The organism is Vreelandella sp. F11 (assembly GCF_042466685.1).
Classification (GTDB): Bacteria; Pseudomonadota; Gammaproteobacteria; order Pseudomonadales; family Halomonadaceae; genus Vreelandella.
Window position 1 is genome coordinate 923182 of sequence record NZ_CP170448.1, and the last position, 14580, is coordinate 937761.

The window sequence follows — 14580 nt, forward strand, 5'->3', positions numbered from 1 at the left end:
TGCTTTCAGCTGGGTTTTAAAATCGGTTTTAAGCATAGTTTTTAAAACATTTTTTTGCATAGTCGAGAAAACCAATAAAAGACTGGCTGCTTGTTTTGTGGGTAACCGTCCCGCCCCCTCATTTTCTATTCGATTGTCTTAATAGTCTCAGCCGGTATCATAGCGTTGATGTTGATCATCATTACGCCCTTTTACCGCGAGCTTCTATGACCCAACCTAAAACGCCCTTCATTGTGGTGCTGAGCTTGGCAATGACCATGATGCTGGGCCCGTTTTCCATGGATACGTATCTGCCAGCCTTTCCGGTCATCGGCGAATCGCTGGGGATTTCTCAGCAAGCGGTATCGTTGAGTGTTTCGGTGTATGTATTTGCGTTGGCGTTGGGGCAGTTGATCGGCGGTGCACTTTCGGACCGCTTCGGCCGCCAGCGGGTGCTGATGAGCGGGCTGGCGATTTTTGCGCTCTCAAGCCTTTTCATTGGTATGGCGGACTCTTTGGACACCCTGCTTGGCGGGCGGGCAATTCAGGCCATTGGCGCCGGTTTGACTCTGGTGTCGGTACCGGCGTTAGTGCGCGACCGGGTGGCGGGCCGCGACGCTGCGAAACTGTTCTCGATGATGGGCTTTATCATGGTGTTGGCGCCTGGCATTGCGCCAAGCGTAGGCAGTGCGATTCTGTTGCTGGGTTCCTGGCACACTATCTTCTTCGCCTTGGCGGTATACGCGCTGCTGCTAGTGCCGTTGCTGGTGCGGGTGCTCTTTACCGGCAAGGGCAAGGTGTCGCGAGCGAAAAGCCCTCAAATGAGCCTGCTGGCGCGTTATAAATTGGTGTTGTCGACCAAGCCGGCTCTGCCGTTCATTGTTTGGCAAGCGGCCTCTTTTTCCACCCTGATGATGTTCATCACCTACGCCTCACTCATCTATCAGGGGCACTTCGGCCAGTCGCCCTCGAGCTTTTCGATGCTGTTTGCGGCGAATATCGTCGCGATGCTGATCTTCAATATTCTCAATCGTGTGCTACTTTCCAGGCTGCCGTCGCTGCGTATTCTGCAGTTGGCGACCGGCTGTCAGGCAGTCGGCATACTCTTGCTGTTGATGGCTGCTTTTATGGAGTGGCCGCTGTACGCCTTCCTGCCTGCCATGATGCTGACCATCGGTGCGGTGGGGGCGATCTCGCCGAATATTCAGGCCTGCTTTTTGGAATTCTTTCCCACCAGCAGTGGAACGGCCGCAGCGCTGCTGGGCGCAGCCCAGTTCGGCATCGCTGGGATTCTGAGCGCATTGTCTGCCTTGCTGCCGCATACGCTTGAAGCGATTATCCTGGCCATGGCCGCCTGTGGCTCGGTGGCGTATCTGATGCTTGCCCGCTCAATCATCAAAGGGCGTGCCGCTGTAGAGGCTCACTAGGTCAGGCTCTACCCACTTGTTGCTAACAGATCCTTGCCAAAAGCCTCGTGTTATCCAAAACACGGGGCTTTTTTATGTTGTGAACTTGGGCCGTTGGCGGTGTGGAGCCCGCTATGCCGGCCGAGCGGGGCCAGACTGCTATGGAACAGTGCCACGCTTCCTCTAAAAGCTTGAGTCGTCGATAAAGCCGACCCCACCGAGAGGTAAGGCCCTAGTTCTGGGGTTATGACAGATAGGCCGGGTAGTAAAGCGTCATCGTGTGTTGTGATTATGATCAATAGTTCAAAATAAATGATTATGATTGGCATTAGCACTATTGACTCTGCGCTACCACCTTCGGATACTCTCACGGCCTTTTAAAACAGAACCACAAGGCGAGCAGGGCAGGTTTATCCATTTCAAGGGATCTTCAACATGACTGATAGCAATAGCACAGTGCGGCGCAACGCAAGTCGGGTACGGTGGCAGCAGACTACTACCGCCATTCTGTGCGGCACCACGCTGGTGACTATTCCCATGCTCGGGAACGCGCAGGAAACCGGCGAAGGCAGTGACGATAACGAGGGATATCGCCTTGCCCCCATTATCGTCAATGCCCAGGCCTACGCCGATGATGATGCCAATTCGATAGTAGCCCAGGAGCTGTGGGTGGGCGGCAAGGTCGCCACCAGTATTCTCGACACCCCTGCCTCCGTGTCAGTCATCACTGAGAAAGAGGTCGAGCAGCGCAACGCCTCCACCACCGAGGAAGTGCTGCAATATACCCCCGGGATTCTCACCGATTATTACGGCACCGATGACCGTAACGACTATTTCAAAATTCGCGGGTTCGAGGCCACCACCTACCGTGATGGGCTGACGCTTGGCTCAATGCGCGGAGTACGTGAGGAGCCCTACGCTTTCGAGCGTGTCGAAGTATTGCGGGGGGCCAACTCGACCCTGTTTGGCCCGGCGGATCCAGGTGGTTCGGTCAATTTCGTGAGCAAGCGGCCACGATTTGAGCGGTTTGGGGAGGGCTATCTCTCCTACGGTTCATTCGACGCGAAAGAGGCTGGCCTTGATGTGGGCGACACCCTGAACGCCGATGAGACAGTGGCCTACCGTTTCACCGGTACCCTCCGGGACAGTGATCGGGAATACGATCACTCCAAGGATAACAATGGTTTCTTGATGGGGGGCTTGGCCTGGGAGCCGACAGATTACACAACAGCGAGCGTTATCTTCGATTACTTGAAGCGTGATGATACCCCCAATAGCGGTGGTTATCCGCTTGATCGGGAGTACGACCGTAGCGATTTCTTTGGCGAGCCTGGTTTCAACTATCACGACGTCGAGCGTAGCAGCATCACCGGCCAGCTCACCCATGATTTCAACAACGGCCTGACCCTACGCGGTAACCTGCGTTACAGCGATCTGACCGACGACTTCGGTTACGTTTATATCACTGACTCTGCCGCGCGAGTCGGCAGCGTGGTGGATCGCGACTATTTCGGCACCGACAACGAAGCCCAGGAGCTGATTGGTAACGCTATTCTGCAGTACGACGCGCGCTTTGACCGGGTCGATAGCAGTACGTTGGTGGGTGTCGAGTATCGTGATGCCTCAACCGAAGACAGTTCGTTTTACGGGGATGCGACCTCCATTGATATCGCAAACCCCGTCTTTAGCGGTGCGCCGAGTAGCCTCAATGTCTATAGCAGCAACAAGCAGGACTTCACCACCGAGTCGGTTTTCCTGACCCAGAACTTGTCCTTCTATGACCGATTCATTGTGACAGCGGGCGTGCGTAACGACTCCATGGATGTCTCCAGCACCAATATGGATGGCGTTCGCGATTCCGATGACTTCTCTGAGACCTCACTTCGCGGGGCGCTGACCTATCGCGTCACCGACGAAATTTCTACCTATGTCAGCATGGTGGAATCTGTTGCACCCCCTACGATCGGTGTTGAGCCTGAACGGGGTGAGCAGTACGAAATTGGTGCGAAATATTCTCCCTTTGGTACTAATGCGCTGTTCTCGGCGGCCATCTATGACTTAACCAGGGACGACGTCACCATCTCGGTGGTACAGGACAATGGCGTTATTGAGCGGGAAACCGTGGGTGAGTCCCGGGTGCGGGGTCTTGATCTGGAGGCCAAGGTTGAGTTAACCGATAGCCTTAGCGTAGCCGGTGGTTACTCCTATATGGAGTCGGAAGTGGTACGCGACAGCAACGCAGCCAGAGAGGGTAACGAGTTCACTGCAGCACCCAAACATACGGCGTCGCTGTGGGGCTACTATACCTTGCCAAGCCAGGATATGAGTGTTGGCCTCGGCGCCCGTTACATCGGCTCCTACTACTTTGATGTCGCCAATACGTCAAAGAGCAGTGCGGCAACGCTGTTTGACGCGGCCTTCAGCTACCAGCTCACCAAAGATGCTGACCTAGCCGTCAATGTCAGCAACTTGCTCGACGAGCAGCACGTGGTCGGTTCAAGCACCGCTGACTACTATAATCCAGGTCGCGAAATCAGCGCGAAAGTGAGCTATCGCTGGTGATGTAATTCCGCTTATATCCCAGAGGTAAAGCAACGGCAAAACGCCCCGACTTAAACATTAAAGGCGGGGCGTTTTGGTATTTAGGCTTCTGTTAGGCCATCAACGATAAAGACCCGGTAGTCGGCGCCTTGGAAGCGGTGTTTGCGGGCTTCCTGGTAGGCGGGGCTTTGGTACCAGGCGCGGGCGGCAGCCATATCCGGAAAGCGCAGAATCACCGCACCTTCCATAGCGCTACCTTCGAGCACTTCGAAATCGCCGTAGAAGGCGAGCGGTTGCGGATCGTGGCCTTCGCGAGCGGCTTTTGCCTTCTCGCCGTAGCGCTCCATTTCCTTGGCGTCGTGAGTATGCTCACGGGTCAGTACGACGTAAGCGGGCATTAAATTCTCCTTATTTATCACGAAAGCTGTTGGAGCTGAACATAGGCAAGGAGTTCAACGGTGAAGCCCTTGCCGCCCTGCCTAGTATCGCTGGTGATCTGGGGTTAACAGAGTAACTTGGGGGCTCAGGCAACATATCACAGCTTAGCCGCGTTGCTACTCAGTGAAATTGGTTACTGCTTTGGAAGCTGCTGGTAAATATTGTGCTGGGCTTTTGCCTGCTCCTGAGCCACTTGCCCGTTTTGCCATGTCGATATGCCACGCTCGGCGGTCTGTCCTGCGATATAGCCGCCGACGCCAAGTGTCATCAGGTTCCAGAGTGCTTCGGGCAATGGCAGCGTCAGGCCCACGGCAAACATGGCGGATAGGTAAGGCGCGATCAGATAGTTATTAGCGACGATCGCTACGATGGTAAGCATTAAGATAGGACGCCAGTTGCGTTGCAGCCAGCTTTCGCCTAAAGCCTCAACAAGCACGACTTGCATCTGGCTTTTGAGAGCGCTGTTTTCTGCATCGATCAATTGAGTTTGTATCTCGTGCTTAAGCCGCGCCGCCTCATCTTTGTCGGTCAACGTCTTATCGATCACGCTAAAAATCGGGCCGGTGATAACAGATAACGCTTTAGTCGCTATGTTCATCGCAAGCCCTCCAGCTCTGACACTCGGCTATTTAGGTTATTGATACGCCCCTCGAGATTATCAAGCTCACGGCGCGCATCCACTGTGCGGTAGTACGTATCGCCCCAGCTTTTCAGCTCATGGCGCATTTCCTGAAGCATCAAGTCCTGCATAGTCAGGCGCTCTTCTAATACTACCGACTGCTGGCCGAGTTTCACCAATTCAGAGCCAGCCCAAATGATCAGCGTTACTAACAGCACCTGGACTCCTGTCTGCATATAGCGCTCAAATATTGAAGGTCTCACATTACGTTCCTGAGCCATTACGCCGCCCTCCGAAGCTTGATGCGCTCGTACCAAGTTTGGTCGTTAGTGCACAGCTCACCGTGGGCGCGTTTGAACTCCAGCAGCAGGCGCTCAAGCGAATACTCATGCTGGCCGTACCCAGCCCCTGGCAGCGACGCCCAAATATTCCTGCAGCGGTGAATGGCCTCGGCGATATCCCCCACCTGAATTAGGCGCAAGGCTTGCTGTTCACGGATTTGCTGAATTGCACTTAGGTCTTGGCTAATTGGCCCGAAGTCGGGCAAGTTAAGCTTGGTGCGGTAGTGTGGCCAAAAGCGGCTCAACTGCTGGTATCGGCCTGCAGCTGAAGAGTACAGCCCTTTACGCACTTTCACGCTTTGGCGAGGGTGGTCGGCATAATGATCCATTAGGATCAACTTGCTTGGGATAGAGCCGACAATCACACGGTAGCCGTTATCAGTGCGGGGGTCTTGAAGCATGGGCTTGCCTATCTCAGCAAACGCCAGTACGTCGAGAAATGCGCATACATTCTTGCCGTCAGTGGCTTGGGGAGTAATTCGGGGCATGTAGGTCTCCAACGCCTCATGATGTGAAATGATGAGGTGTTTCATCACAGGACGAGTCTTTCTCGTTAATAAGCAGTGCTAAGGTTTTAGTCTAGGCTGCGCTTTGGTACACACTTTTGTGCTAAAATTTTGACTTGGCCTCACTGTTGGTTAGTCCTTGTTAGTTGGTCTATAGAGCACTTAGCCTTAGGAAAGCCATCAGCACAGCTCACGGAAGGTTTTTGCTTCATCTGAATATTTCTATACCTATCTTGCGTGGATGCTTGCCCATTATTCCGACGACCTGAGACATGGATTATTGCTACTGCAGTACCCATATTTACCTCACTGAATTACTTCAAGGCCCGATACGCTCTCAAGCGTTTAATGGCGGGCTTTTGGTTTATGGTTGATTTCGATACGCCTTAGCAGGGCCTCTTAAACGCCCCAAGCGCGACCTAAGTCCTTTGGCATTTAGCCGCTCGCAGTGACTTTCTAAACTGCATCACGTAAAGCTGATCTTTCAGCGACTTTGCTATAAATCACGTGCTAAACATCATGTCCACTTTGGGTTAGCACCTGGGTAACTGAGCGTTCCAGGAATATGCTAGGGCGAGGTTGCGGCGCCATTACACGTAGAGATGTCCACCTGAACGCATGTAGAAGGAACATTTCCTGATTCGCGCTACTGCTAAGAAACACCGCAATTCCCGGTCAAAATCGTGATTGCCTGTTCGAGTGCCTTTTCGGCGTCATAGCTCAGTGCACAAGTATTTCCTGTAATTAGGATAAACCTGTAATTCTTTGGTTACAAGTATATCTTGTTTAGCTTGTCACAAGCTTGCCTTGTACACTGCTGAAAATTTACATCATTCAGTCAAAAAGCGCTTTGGGCAAACCAATGGAATTTTCAGAACGACTTAAAATGGCCCGTGAAAGACGTGGTCTTACCCAGACCCAGCTGGGCGAGATGCTTGGCGTTTCTGCCCAGTCGGTTCAACAGTGGGAATCAGGTGGTACTATGCCTCGCCACAAGCGCATAGACTCATTGGCGAAGCAGTTAAATGTGAGGCCGCAGTGGCTTATCCTGGAGCAAGGCCCCATGGTAGAGGGCGTGCAAGATGAGGTGGTGCTACACAAGACGGAGCTATACGAAGAAGAGGGTGAAATACCGCCCGATGAGATTGAGGTGCCTTTTTTTCGTGAGGTTGAAATGGCAGCAGGAAGCGGAAGAACCCAGGTAATAGAAAATCACGGCCGCACAATGCGATTTAGCCTTCAACGTTTGGCCAGGGCAAATGTCCAGCCTTGTAACGCTGGTTGCGCCACGGTTACCGGTAATTCTATGGAGCCTATAATTATAGATGGCTCGCCTATCGGTATCGATAAAGGCTGCCGCCACATAATTGATGGGAAGATATACGCGCTCGACCATGACGGCATGCTTCGGGTCAAAAAACTCTACCGCTTACCACTTAACCGCATGCGCGTAGTCAGCGAAAATCACGAGGAATTTCCGGAGGAAGTGTATTCGATGGGGGATCCAGAAGCACCGAAGATAATTGGGCGTGTATTCTGGTGGGAAACTTTTTCGTAACAAGTCTTTTTGTATGAAAACCGCCCTTTGAGGCGGTTTTTTTTCGACTGCAATTCAAGCAATTACATTTTTTTCTTGCCTGGATTATATAAGCAGCTTGTGTTTTGCTTGATATTACAATTTTTTCTTGTATAGTTAGGCTTATTGCAAGCAGCATGACCCGCACCACCGGGCAACGTGGATGCTCTTTAACAATTCGATAAGCCTAGCCGCCCGTAGGGGATTGCATCTCACAAGAGGTTGTTAGGAATACGCCGCCCAGGGCTGTCGAAATGCTGGGAATGGTGAAAGGGCCGCGCTGACTGCACAGTGGAATATATGTCTGTGCACTCGGCAGAGAATAGAGCGAATTGCCGACCGCCAGGGGGGCAGACTTGGCAAACAAGCTCGGTTATCAGTCAACGCTAAACCAGCCTCCATTGCAGGGGCTGCCGAATCAACAGCAGTAAGTTGCGCCTGACCCGCAGCAATATAACGATTTGAAGACGAAGTGCCTATTTAACCTATATTCACCATACAGTTTCTCTCAAAACAGCATCTTACGATGGCAAATTAAACCGAGCCAAGATAAGGAGGTGATAGCACCCTAAACCTAGCCCATGCAGGTAATCAACTGAATAAAGACCACTATTATATCCCGCGTTTATTTTAAATCGGGGAATGCATGAACACTAAACCTATCTATACTTAAGCAATACTAAGCCTAAGCAATAGGAGAATTTTATGAGCGTAGTCCGTATTAACGAAACCCAGCCTCTTTCCGGTGCCATTACAGATCTGCCCGACAACATTTACGGCAATTACAACAGCCCCCTGTATCAGTTGATACAGGGAGGGCTACGTAATCAGCCAACCACTGACCCTAACCCCATTTTATTTCTTCAGAAGTACTCGTCTGCTAACCGCAACCAGAATTCATCGGAATGGGAACAAGGTGGGCTTTACTCACAGTTAACTAAGGTTACCGGTAACGCATACGGTGCCGCAATCACTGGAAATGCCCGAGTCACTGGTGGATCCGGAGACTCCATCGGGATTCATGCTCGCTGTTCTCGGGTAGCCCCAGGTGGTCGCGGATATGCTCTTTGGGGATATTTTTCCGGCCCAGTGCAGAGTAGTGAAGCTAGCCATGCAGCTGAACTTAATGCCAACGTAGCCTATGACCCTGGATATGGCTCTAACCACCAGCTTGTCCGGGTATGCATGGCTGATCGATCAGCTGACACTAACCGATTCGGTAGCGCCCTGACTGTAGGCCGAAATACTAAAGGTGGAGATAACAACGGCTTTCATACCGGGCTTCGATTTGAAGCAGGTTCCATCGTACGCAGCACTGGAAATGATGGAGAGGCCATCCGTATAGATGCGCCAATTAATTCCTCTGGAAGCATCGGTGGCCTTCGCTTCGCCCGAGCTAATACCTCGCACGGCGGTGTATTCAAGTATGCCTTCAAAACAGATGAAGCGGTTTTCGCTGACAATGAAGTCGGGCGTCTTGGCGTCACACAGCGTCTTTCCTGGTACTCCAACGGAGCCCGTCGAGTTAGCTTGGTGGGGGGCAATACTACCCTCAGCATTACCGGAGGAGCCCTTAATATTGCCAATCCAGTAAGTGACACGGGATTACAAATAGCCGGTACTAAAGTGCTGGGCCAACGCAAAGGCGGCTGGGGAGGAGTAAGCGGTACCACGAGTCGAGCGTCATTTAATACATCAAATGTCACAACTTCTCAATTGGCTGAGCGAGTTAAGGCCCTAATTGAAGACCTGACAGGTCATGGTCTAATTGGAGCTTAATATGAACGAGATAGAGAAGATACGTGCAGTAAGTGAGTTTCTCATGCGCTGTGATTTGAAGGGCCACGAAGTACCCTACTTCAACGAAGCCATGCAGTACCTGAAAGAACTGTCTGAAAAAAATCAGCAGTAAATGAAGAGTAATACGTGTAAGCAAGGGCGTCTTTAATTGACATTATTAGCTGCTTAGACTAATTGAAGGGTATGAAATAATGTAGATTATATGGTCTATGACATAAAGCAGCTTACATAATCGGATATGATTTTAGTTGCGTATAATTTAATGCGCTGTGAATTGATGTTTTATCCAGATTATTGAGCTTCTTTACAACACTTCTGTCTTTTTTTAGACGACAAAAAATCATTATCATTAACGCAATATATGAAGGAAAAATAGATGAATAATAGCAAATCTCGCGATAATAAACTTGAAGAATTGGATGGTGCTGCGACGAGAAGTGTCAGCAACTTAGCGGATAGTATTAGCTCTGCAGAGGTTACTACGTCTACTGGTACTCAAACAGTTCTTGAGGCGTTAGATACTAGGTGGAACGTGCTCGTTAAAGGAGGTGAATCCCCCCGCCCACTTGATGAACAACTAGCTGAAGCTATGTATGTAGAAAACTTCGGTGCAGTGGGCGATAACGTTACTGACGATACGGCTAGCTTGCAACTGGCATTAGATAGTGGTGAAGATGTATACCTTTCCTCCGGAAAAACGTATCTTATTTCTGATACTCTGAGCATGACAACACCTAACCAACGTTTCGGTGGCAATGGTACTATTAATTTTAAAATTGCCAATAACGAACCCTCTCGACCAGCTGTATACTTAGCCAAGGGTGCCGATAAAGCTATCTTATGTGTACGTGCAGTTAACCACAATGGTCAGAATCATGGCCCTATTAACGACCGTGGTGGGCACCTAATTTGGGCTTCTGCTATCTTCTTGGAGGCTGATGAGTGCGAAGCTCGTAACGTTACTGTTCTTAACGGTGCGGATAATGGTATCGCAGTTTGCCGTATTGAAAATGATACTATTATCGCTGGCGCGCCGCGTATGGTGCGAGTTACTGGTTGTCGCGGTTCTAACTGCGGTTGCGCAACTGGCTTGAAAGAGCTAATTGATGGTGTGCCTACGCCTCGTGGTCGCCTTGGCGCGGCGGTCGATATTGGTTCAGGCAATAACTGCATCGTTTCTGACTGCTTAGATGAAGGCTCTTATATTGGTTTCATTCTAGATTTAGGTGCTGGAGCCCAAGCAGTATTCAGTAACTGTATTGCCTATGCTACTAAGCGCGACTATGACTGGACTGGTACAACTGAGTCCGGTACTGGTTTTTACATTGGAGGATCAGATAGTCACATAGTCAATTGCCAGGCCTTTTTCTGTGAGAATGATGGCTTTTGGTTCGATGCAATTGCTTCTTATACTTCCGGCACTAACTTGATGTCTTATGGCTGTAAACGTCATGGTTACCGTATTGACAATGACTTTGCCACTTTCACATCCTGCGTTGCAAAAGCTAATAGTCAAGACCCTGAAGCCTTCGGTGTTGGTTATCTAATTGGTGGCCCGAGGAATAAGGCTTTTGTTACATTTCTTGGTTGTATGGCTTTCCAGAATCATAAAGTAGGTTTTTACATTCCTTCGGGTGTCACTAACGCGACACCAACGCTGATTGGTGGCCGTTACGAAGGCTTAATCGCTAACGTCCTTAATGATGGCGCCAATTCCAAGATTGGTTCGCTTATGTCTAACAACGGCAATATGGGGGCTGGCACTACAGAGCCAGAAGCTTCCGGCTTTCACGTTGCCGGAAAGAAAATGGCTGGTAATTTAGGCGATACGGGAAACGCTGGCCAATTTGCTATTAGCCCAGAAAATTCCAACTCAAAGCGTCTCTCTTTTGAGTATGACGACACTGCCAATATGGCACGCATTCAAGCTATAGAAGCAGGCATTTCACATCGTATCTTACAGATTAATCCATACGGTGGACATGTTACGGTCGGCAAGGGGACGTTTGATAATACTCTGGTTCTAAACAATCATTACCTATGGGTAGACTCCAGCAGTCGATTACGTATTAGCTATGGGCCTCCTGCTTCAGACAATGCTGGAGCAGTCGTTGGCTCACAAGCCTAACTAGGAGCCTATTTAGTAGTTTTGAGGTGGCCCCGGGGGGCTTTAGCACCCCCCGGGTTAATGTGGTTTGGCCATCGCTAAGCGTGCTTTTTCGTCCTAACGTGGCACATAGGGTTTCATTCGTGATCTTGCCATGGTAACCAATTAGTGGCACTAGCTAATTTGCCGATATTAAGGTAACAAAATAGTGGGTGATGACGCGCTGATAATACTCTTGTCGCTGTCTGCTTCACCTATTCCACGTCGTTACCTAGCGCCTTTAAGCGCTCAGAGCTAAGGGCGATGTCCTCATTTTTATTAACCCCAATACCTTGATCAATGATGCCTTGGGCAATGCGTTTGGCGTCGTCTAGCGAGTGCATCACGTAGGTGCCGCACTGAAACTCATTGAGCTCTGGGATCTCTTCCATACGATTAACCGCCAGTACATCACGCATGGCCGCGTGCCACGCTTCGCCGACGCGCTCTTCCGTTGGGCTGCCCAGTAGGCTCATATAAAACCCGGTACGGCAGCCCATGGGCGAAATATCAATAATTTCGACGCTGTCGCTATTCAAGTGATTGCGCATAAAGCCAGCAAATAAGTGTTCCAGCGTATGGATGCCTTTTTCACCCATCATGTCTTCATTGGGCTTGTTAAAGCGCAAGTCGAACACGGTAATGGTGTCGCCGGAAGGCGAGTGCATGGTTTTGGCAACCCGCACCGCGGGGGCGTCCATGATCGTATGGTCAACGGTAAAACTATCCAGTAATGGCATGTTGTCTCCTTGCTGAGTTATACCTCTTCAGTTGGGCAACGACTCAGTGTGTGTCACTTCCCATTAGATGGCTTGTAAATTAATGGTTCAACGGCGCGGTGATAACCTCGACTGTCTCGCGGTGGATGGCGTTGTAGAAGCAGCTGGGTCGTCCAGTGTGGCAGGCAGGGCCCTGCTGGTCGACCTTCAGCAGCACTGCATCGCCGTCGCAGTCTAGCCGTGCCTCTACCAAGCGCTGGCGATTGCCGGAACTCTCGCCCTTGCGCCATAGGGTTTGCCGCGAGCGAGACCAGTAGCATACTTGCCCCCTGTGAAGCGTTTCGCTTAGCGCTGCGTGGTTCATCCAAGCCAGCATCAGTACTTCGCCGCTATCGTACTGCTGAGCGATAGCGGTGATCAGGCCGTCAGCGTTCCAGGGTATAGATTCGATCACCGCTGCCAGCGGACGGCATTCACCACGCTCGGCATTCTCTAGCTCTATCCAAATGTTCATCGGTGGCTCGCATTGCTAAAAGATAATGTTATAACATATCATAATTGATACCTTGGGCATCAAGGTTTACTAGGGGCAAAACACATTAATACCCAGTCCAACCACTGGAGAGGATGATGAAAACACGTGCTGCTATTGCCTGGGAGCCAAATCGACCACTTGAAATCGAGGAGATCGATTTGGAAGGCCCCAAACCGGGTGAAGTCTTGGTCAGAATTGTCACCACAAGCCTGTGCCATACCGATATGTTCACGCTGTCTGGAAAAGACCCTGAAGGAAACTTCCCATGTGTTTTGGGGCATGAGGGCGTGGGGATTGTTGAGGAGATCGGGCGCGGGGTCACATCGGTGGCGCCTGGTGACCATATTATCCCGCTCTATACACCAGAGGATCCGAACTGCGCCTATATCCGCTCTGGCAAAACCAATCTTAGTCAGACAATTCGTAAAACCCAGGGGCTGGGGCTAATGCCGGATGGCACCAGCCGTTTCTCCTACAAAGGCAAAATGCTGCATCACTACATGGGAACGAGTACCTTTAGTGAATACACGGTTCTGCCTGAGATTGCCGTTGCCAAGATCAGCCGTGATGCTCCGTTGGCAAAGGCGAGTGTGATGGGGTGTGCGATACCCACCGGCATGGGCGCCGTCAGGAATACCGCCAAGGTCAAGCCAGGCGATACGGTAGCGGTATTTGGGCTGGGCGCTGTTGGTATGGCCGTTATTCAAGGCGCCAAGCTTCAGGGCGCTGGGCGGATCATTGGCATTGATGTTAATCCAGCCAAGTTTCCACTTGCTTTATCTCTGGGGGCTACCGAATGTCTCGACCCGAATGAATACAGTGAGCCGCTGCACGAAGTGATCATCGAAATGACTAACGGTGGCGTGGACTTCTCCTTCGAAGCCGTTGGCAACGTTCGCTTAATGCGGGCGGCGCTTGAGTGCTGCCATAAAGGGTGGGGCGAAAGCATCATCATTGGGGTTGCCGGGGCGGGGGAAGAGATTTCGACCCGGCCTTTCCAGCTGGTTACCGGGCGCGTTTGGCGAGGTAGTGCGTTTGGCGGGGTGCTGGGGCGTTCCGAGCTTCCGGGCATGGTCGATGAGTGGTTGTCGGGACGTTTCGATGTTGATCCCTACATTACGCACAATATGACGCACGACCATATCAACACAGCATTTGACCTGCTGCGCAGCGGCGAGGCGATTCGATCGGTTATGCACTATCAGCCCCAGGAAACAATGACAGAGCCCTTGCCGGGAAAGATTATCGGAGAGCAGTTTACTCAGTCTCAGCCTGCTTGAGGGTAATAGGCGGCTTAGCTAGCCGCCTTGTTCAGGCTCTGGCTCGATGATTATTTCATGCTTCCGCCGCTCATTTTCCAGTGCTGCCAAGGCAATTTGGTAGCAATCTTCGATGTGGCGGTTGCCCATGTACTTCATCGCGCTGAAGCTAATACCCCCTGCGACGGCGCTACCTACAAAAGGAACGAACTTAGCAACGCCTTTGGAGGCTACCTTGACGCCCATCCTGCTGAGCAGGGTCATAATAAGTGTCTTTGTAATGTATTTGCCCGCCATCTTGCTGCCTGTGTTCGAGATCACCGTCATCACAAATAGCTTGGACTCTGTATCCAGGTTCTCGATCTGTTCCGGCGTTAAGCCAAACTTTTGATTAATTTTGGGAATTAACCGCATCAAAATGGCCACATCTGAGCCAATATCTAAGCCCGGTATGGGTATAACCGCAGTGCCAGCAGAGAGGCTTGAGCTTTTCGTTACCATCGAACGGCATGACTGTTTAATGCCTTCGAGTTCTTCTATTGATTCAATCATGATGAGATCCTTTCATTTATTGCCTGCTTGATCGAGTGCTGGCTGTACCACTCCCTGGTTCACTTCCTTCCCTAGATACTAACATTCCTGACCGCTCTTCGACGTCATTTGAGAATCGACTGTATTAAAGTCGTCGGCGAAGGTAAAAGTGTCAAACGGTATT

At 51.0% G+C, this 14580-nt stretch carries 14 protein-coding genes; 7 read left to right on the top strand and 7 right to left on the bottom strand.

Features of this window, described 5'->3' with window-relative positions:
- The first annotated feature begins 206 nt into the window (after positions 1–206).
- Both ACFIOZ_RS04230 and ACFIOZ_RS04235 read left to right on the top strand, forming a co-directional pair.
- The gene (locus tag ACFIOZ_RS04230) at positions 207–1406 is read left to right on the top strand and encodes a Bcr/CflA family efflux MFS transporter (RefSeq protein WP_386082449.1); all 1200 of its coding nucleotides are present in this window, start codon (positions 207–209) and stop codon (positions 1404–1406) included.
- Positions 1407–1820: 414 nt separating this feature from the next.
- Positions 1821–3947: a TonB-dependent siderophore receptor gene (locus ACFIOZ_RS04235; protein ID WP_386082450.1), complete on the top strand. Its 2127-nt coding sequence runs from the start codon at positions 1821–1823 to the stop codon at positions 3945–3947.
- A gap of 80 nt (positions 3948–4027) precedes the next feature.
- Here ACFIOZ_RS04235 and ACFIOZ_RS04240 read toward each other — a convergent pair whose 3' ends face one another.
- From ACFIOZ_RS04240 to ACFIOZ_RS04255, 4 genes are all read right to left on the bottom strand, one after another.
- Positions 4028–4324, bottom strand: a complete 297-nt coding sequence (locus ACFIOZ_RS04240) for a DUF1330 domain-containing protein (protein WP_022519811.1) — start codon at positions 4322–4324, stop codon at positions 4028–4030.
- A 173-nt stretch (positions 4325–4497) separates the two neighbouring features.
- Entirely contained in the window at positions 4498–4962 is a 465-nt protein-coding gene (locus tag ACFIOZ_RS04245; protein ID WP_386082451.1) for a 3TM-type holin, read from the bottom strand.
- A complete protein-coding gene (locus ACFIOZ_RS04250; RefSeq protein WP_386082452.1) occupies positions 4959–5246 on the bottom strand; it encodes a hypothetical protein in 288 nt (95 codons plus the stop codon). Before ACFIOZ_RS04250 ends, ACFIOZ_RS04245 begins: the two co-directional genes overlap by 4 nt.
- 17 nt (positions 5247–5263) lie before the next feature.
- Positions 5264–5812 carry a glycoside hydrolase family 104 protein gene (locus tag ACFIOZ_RS04255; protein WP_386082453.1) on the bottom strand — a complete coding sequence of 183 codons (549 nt, stop codon included), beginning with the start codon at positions 5810–5812 and terminating at the stop codon, positions 5264–5266.
- Positions 5813–6692: 880 nt separating this feature from the next.
- On the opposite strand from ACFIOZ_RS04255, the gene ACFIOZ_RS04260 reads away from it, so the two are divergent.
- The 4 genes from ACFIOZ_RS04260 to ACFIOZ_RS04275 all read left to right on the top strand — a co-directional run bounded on the left by ACFIOZ_RS04260 (position 6693) and on the right by ACFIOZ_RS04275 (position 11334).
- Positions 6693–7388 carry an XRE family transcriptional regulator gene (locus ACFIOZ_RS04260; RefSeq protein ID WP_386082454.1) on the top strand — a complete coding sequence of 232 codons (696 nt, stop codon included), beginning with the start codon at positions 6693–6695 and terminating at the stop codon, positions 7386–7388.
- 723 nt (positions 7389–8111) lie between these two features.
- Complete coding sequence (locus ACFIOZ_RS04265; protein ID WP_386082455.1) at positions 8112–9185, top strand: hypothetical protein; 1074 nt, start codon at positions 8112–8114, stop codon at positions 9183–9185.
- Position 9186: 1 nt separating this feature from the next.
- A complete protein-coding gene (locus ACFIOZ_RS04270) occupies positions 9187–9318 on the top strand; it encodes a hypothetical protein (RefSeq protein WP_386082456.1) in 132 nt (43 codons plus the stop codon).
- A gap of 264 nt (positions 9319–9582) precedes the next feature.
- Positions 9583–11334 carry a hypothetical protein gene (locus tag ACFIOZ_RS04275; protein ID WP_386082457.1) on the top strand — a complete coding sequence of 584 codons (1752 nt, stop codon included), beginning with the start codon at positions 9583–9585 and terminating at the stop codon, positions 11332–11334.
- 233 nt (positions 11335–11567) lie between these two features.
- Here the strand turns inward: ACFIOZ_RS04275 and luxS are convergent, their stop codons facing one another.
- A complete protein-coding gene (gene luxS, locus ACFIOZ_RS04280; protein ID WP_386082458.1) occupies positions 11568–12092 on the bottom strand; it encodes an S-ribosylhomocysteine lyase in 525 nt (174 codons plus the stop codon).
- A gap of 79 nt (positions 12093–12171) precedes the next feature.
- Positions 12172–12585: a phosphoribosyl-AMP cyclohydrolase gene (gene hisI / locus ACFIOZ_RS04285; RefSeq protein WP_386082459.1), complete on the bottom strand. Its 414-nt coding sequence runs from the start codon at positions 12583–12585 to the stop codon at positions 12172–12174.
- Positions 12586–12701: 116 nt separating this feature from the next.
- On the opposite strand from hisI, the gene ACFIOZ_RS04290 reads away from it, so the two are divergent.
- Entirely contained in the window at positions 12702–13886 is a 1185-nt protein-coding gene (locus ACFIOZ_RS04290; protein WP_386082460.1) for an S-(hydroxymethyl)glutathione dehydrogenase/class III alcohol dehydrogenase, read from the top strand.
- An 18-nt stretch (positions 13887–13904) separates the two neighbouring features.
- On the opposite strand, the gene ACFIOZ_RS04295 is transcribed toward ACFIOZ_RS04290, so the two are convergent.
- Positions 13905–14417 carry a hypothetical protein gene (locus ACFIOZ_RS04295; protein ID WP_386082461.1) on the bottom strand — a complete coding sequence of 171 codons (513 nt, stop codon included), beginning with the start codon at positions 14415–14417 and terminating at the stop codon, positions 13905–13907.
- Positions 14418–14580: the final 163 nt, after the last annotated feature.

Coding starts and splice junctions, on each gene's coding strand:
- ACFIOZ_RS04230 (WP_386082449.1), top strand. CDS start 207: ATGACCCAACCTAAAACGCCCTTCATTGTGGTGCTGAGCTTGGCAATG.
- ACFIOZ_RS04235 (WP_386082450.1), top strand. CDS start 1,821: ATGACTGATAGCAATAGCACAGTGCGGCGCAACGCAAGTCGGGTACGG.
- ACFIOZ_RS04240 (WP_022519811.1), bottom strand. CDS start 4,324: ATGCCCGCTTACGTCGTACTGACCCGTGAGCATACTCACGACGCCAAG.
- ACFIOZ_RS04245 (WP_386082451.1), bottom strand. CDS start 4,962: ATGAACATAGCGACTAAAGCGTTATCTGTTATCACCGGCCCGATTTTT.
- ACFIOZ_RS04255 (WP_386082453.1), bottom strand. CDS start 5,812: ATGCCCCGAATTACTCCCCAAGCCACTGACGGCAAGAATGTATGCGCA.
- ACFIOZ_RS04260 (WP_386082454.1), top strand. CDS start 6,693: ATGGAATTTTCAGAACGACTTAAAATGGCCCGTGAAAGACGTGGTCTT.
- ACFIOZ_RS04265 (WP_386082455.1), top strand. CDS start 8,112: ATGAGCGTAGTCCGTATTAACGAAACCCAGCCTCTTTCCGGTGCCATT.
- ACFIOZ_RS04270 (WP_386082456.1), top strand. CDS start 9,187: ATGAACGAGATAGAGAAGATACGTGCAGTAAGTGAGTTTCTCATGCGC.
- ACFIOZ_RS04275 (WP_386082457.1), top strand. CDS start 9,583: ATGAATAATAGCAAATCTCGCGATAATAAACTTGAAGAATTGGATGGT.
- luxS (WP_386082458.1), bottom strand. CDS start 12,092: ATGCCATTACTGGATAGTTTTACCGTTGACCATACGATCATGGACGCC.
- hisI (WP_386082459.1), bottom strand. CDS start 12,585: ATGAACATTTGGATAGAGCTAGAGAATGCCGAGCGTGGTGAATGCCGT.
- ACFIOZ_RS04290 (WP_386082460.1), top strand. CDS start 12,702: ATGAAAACACGTGCTGCTATTGCCTGGGAGCCAAATCGACCACTTGAA.
- ACFIOZ_RS04295 (WP_386082461.1), bottom strand. CDS start 14,417: ATGATTGAATCAATAGAAGAACTCGAAGGCATTAAACAGTCATGCCGT.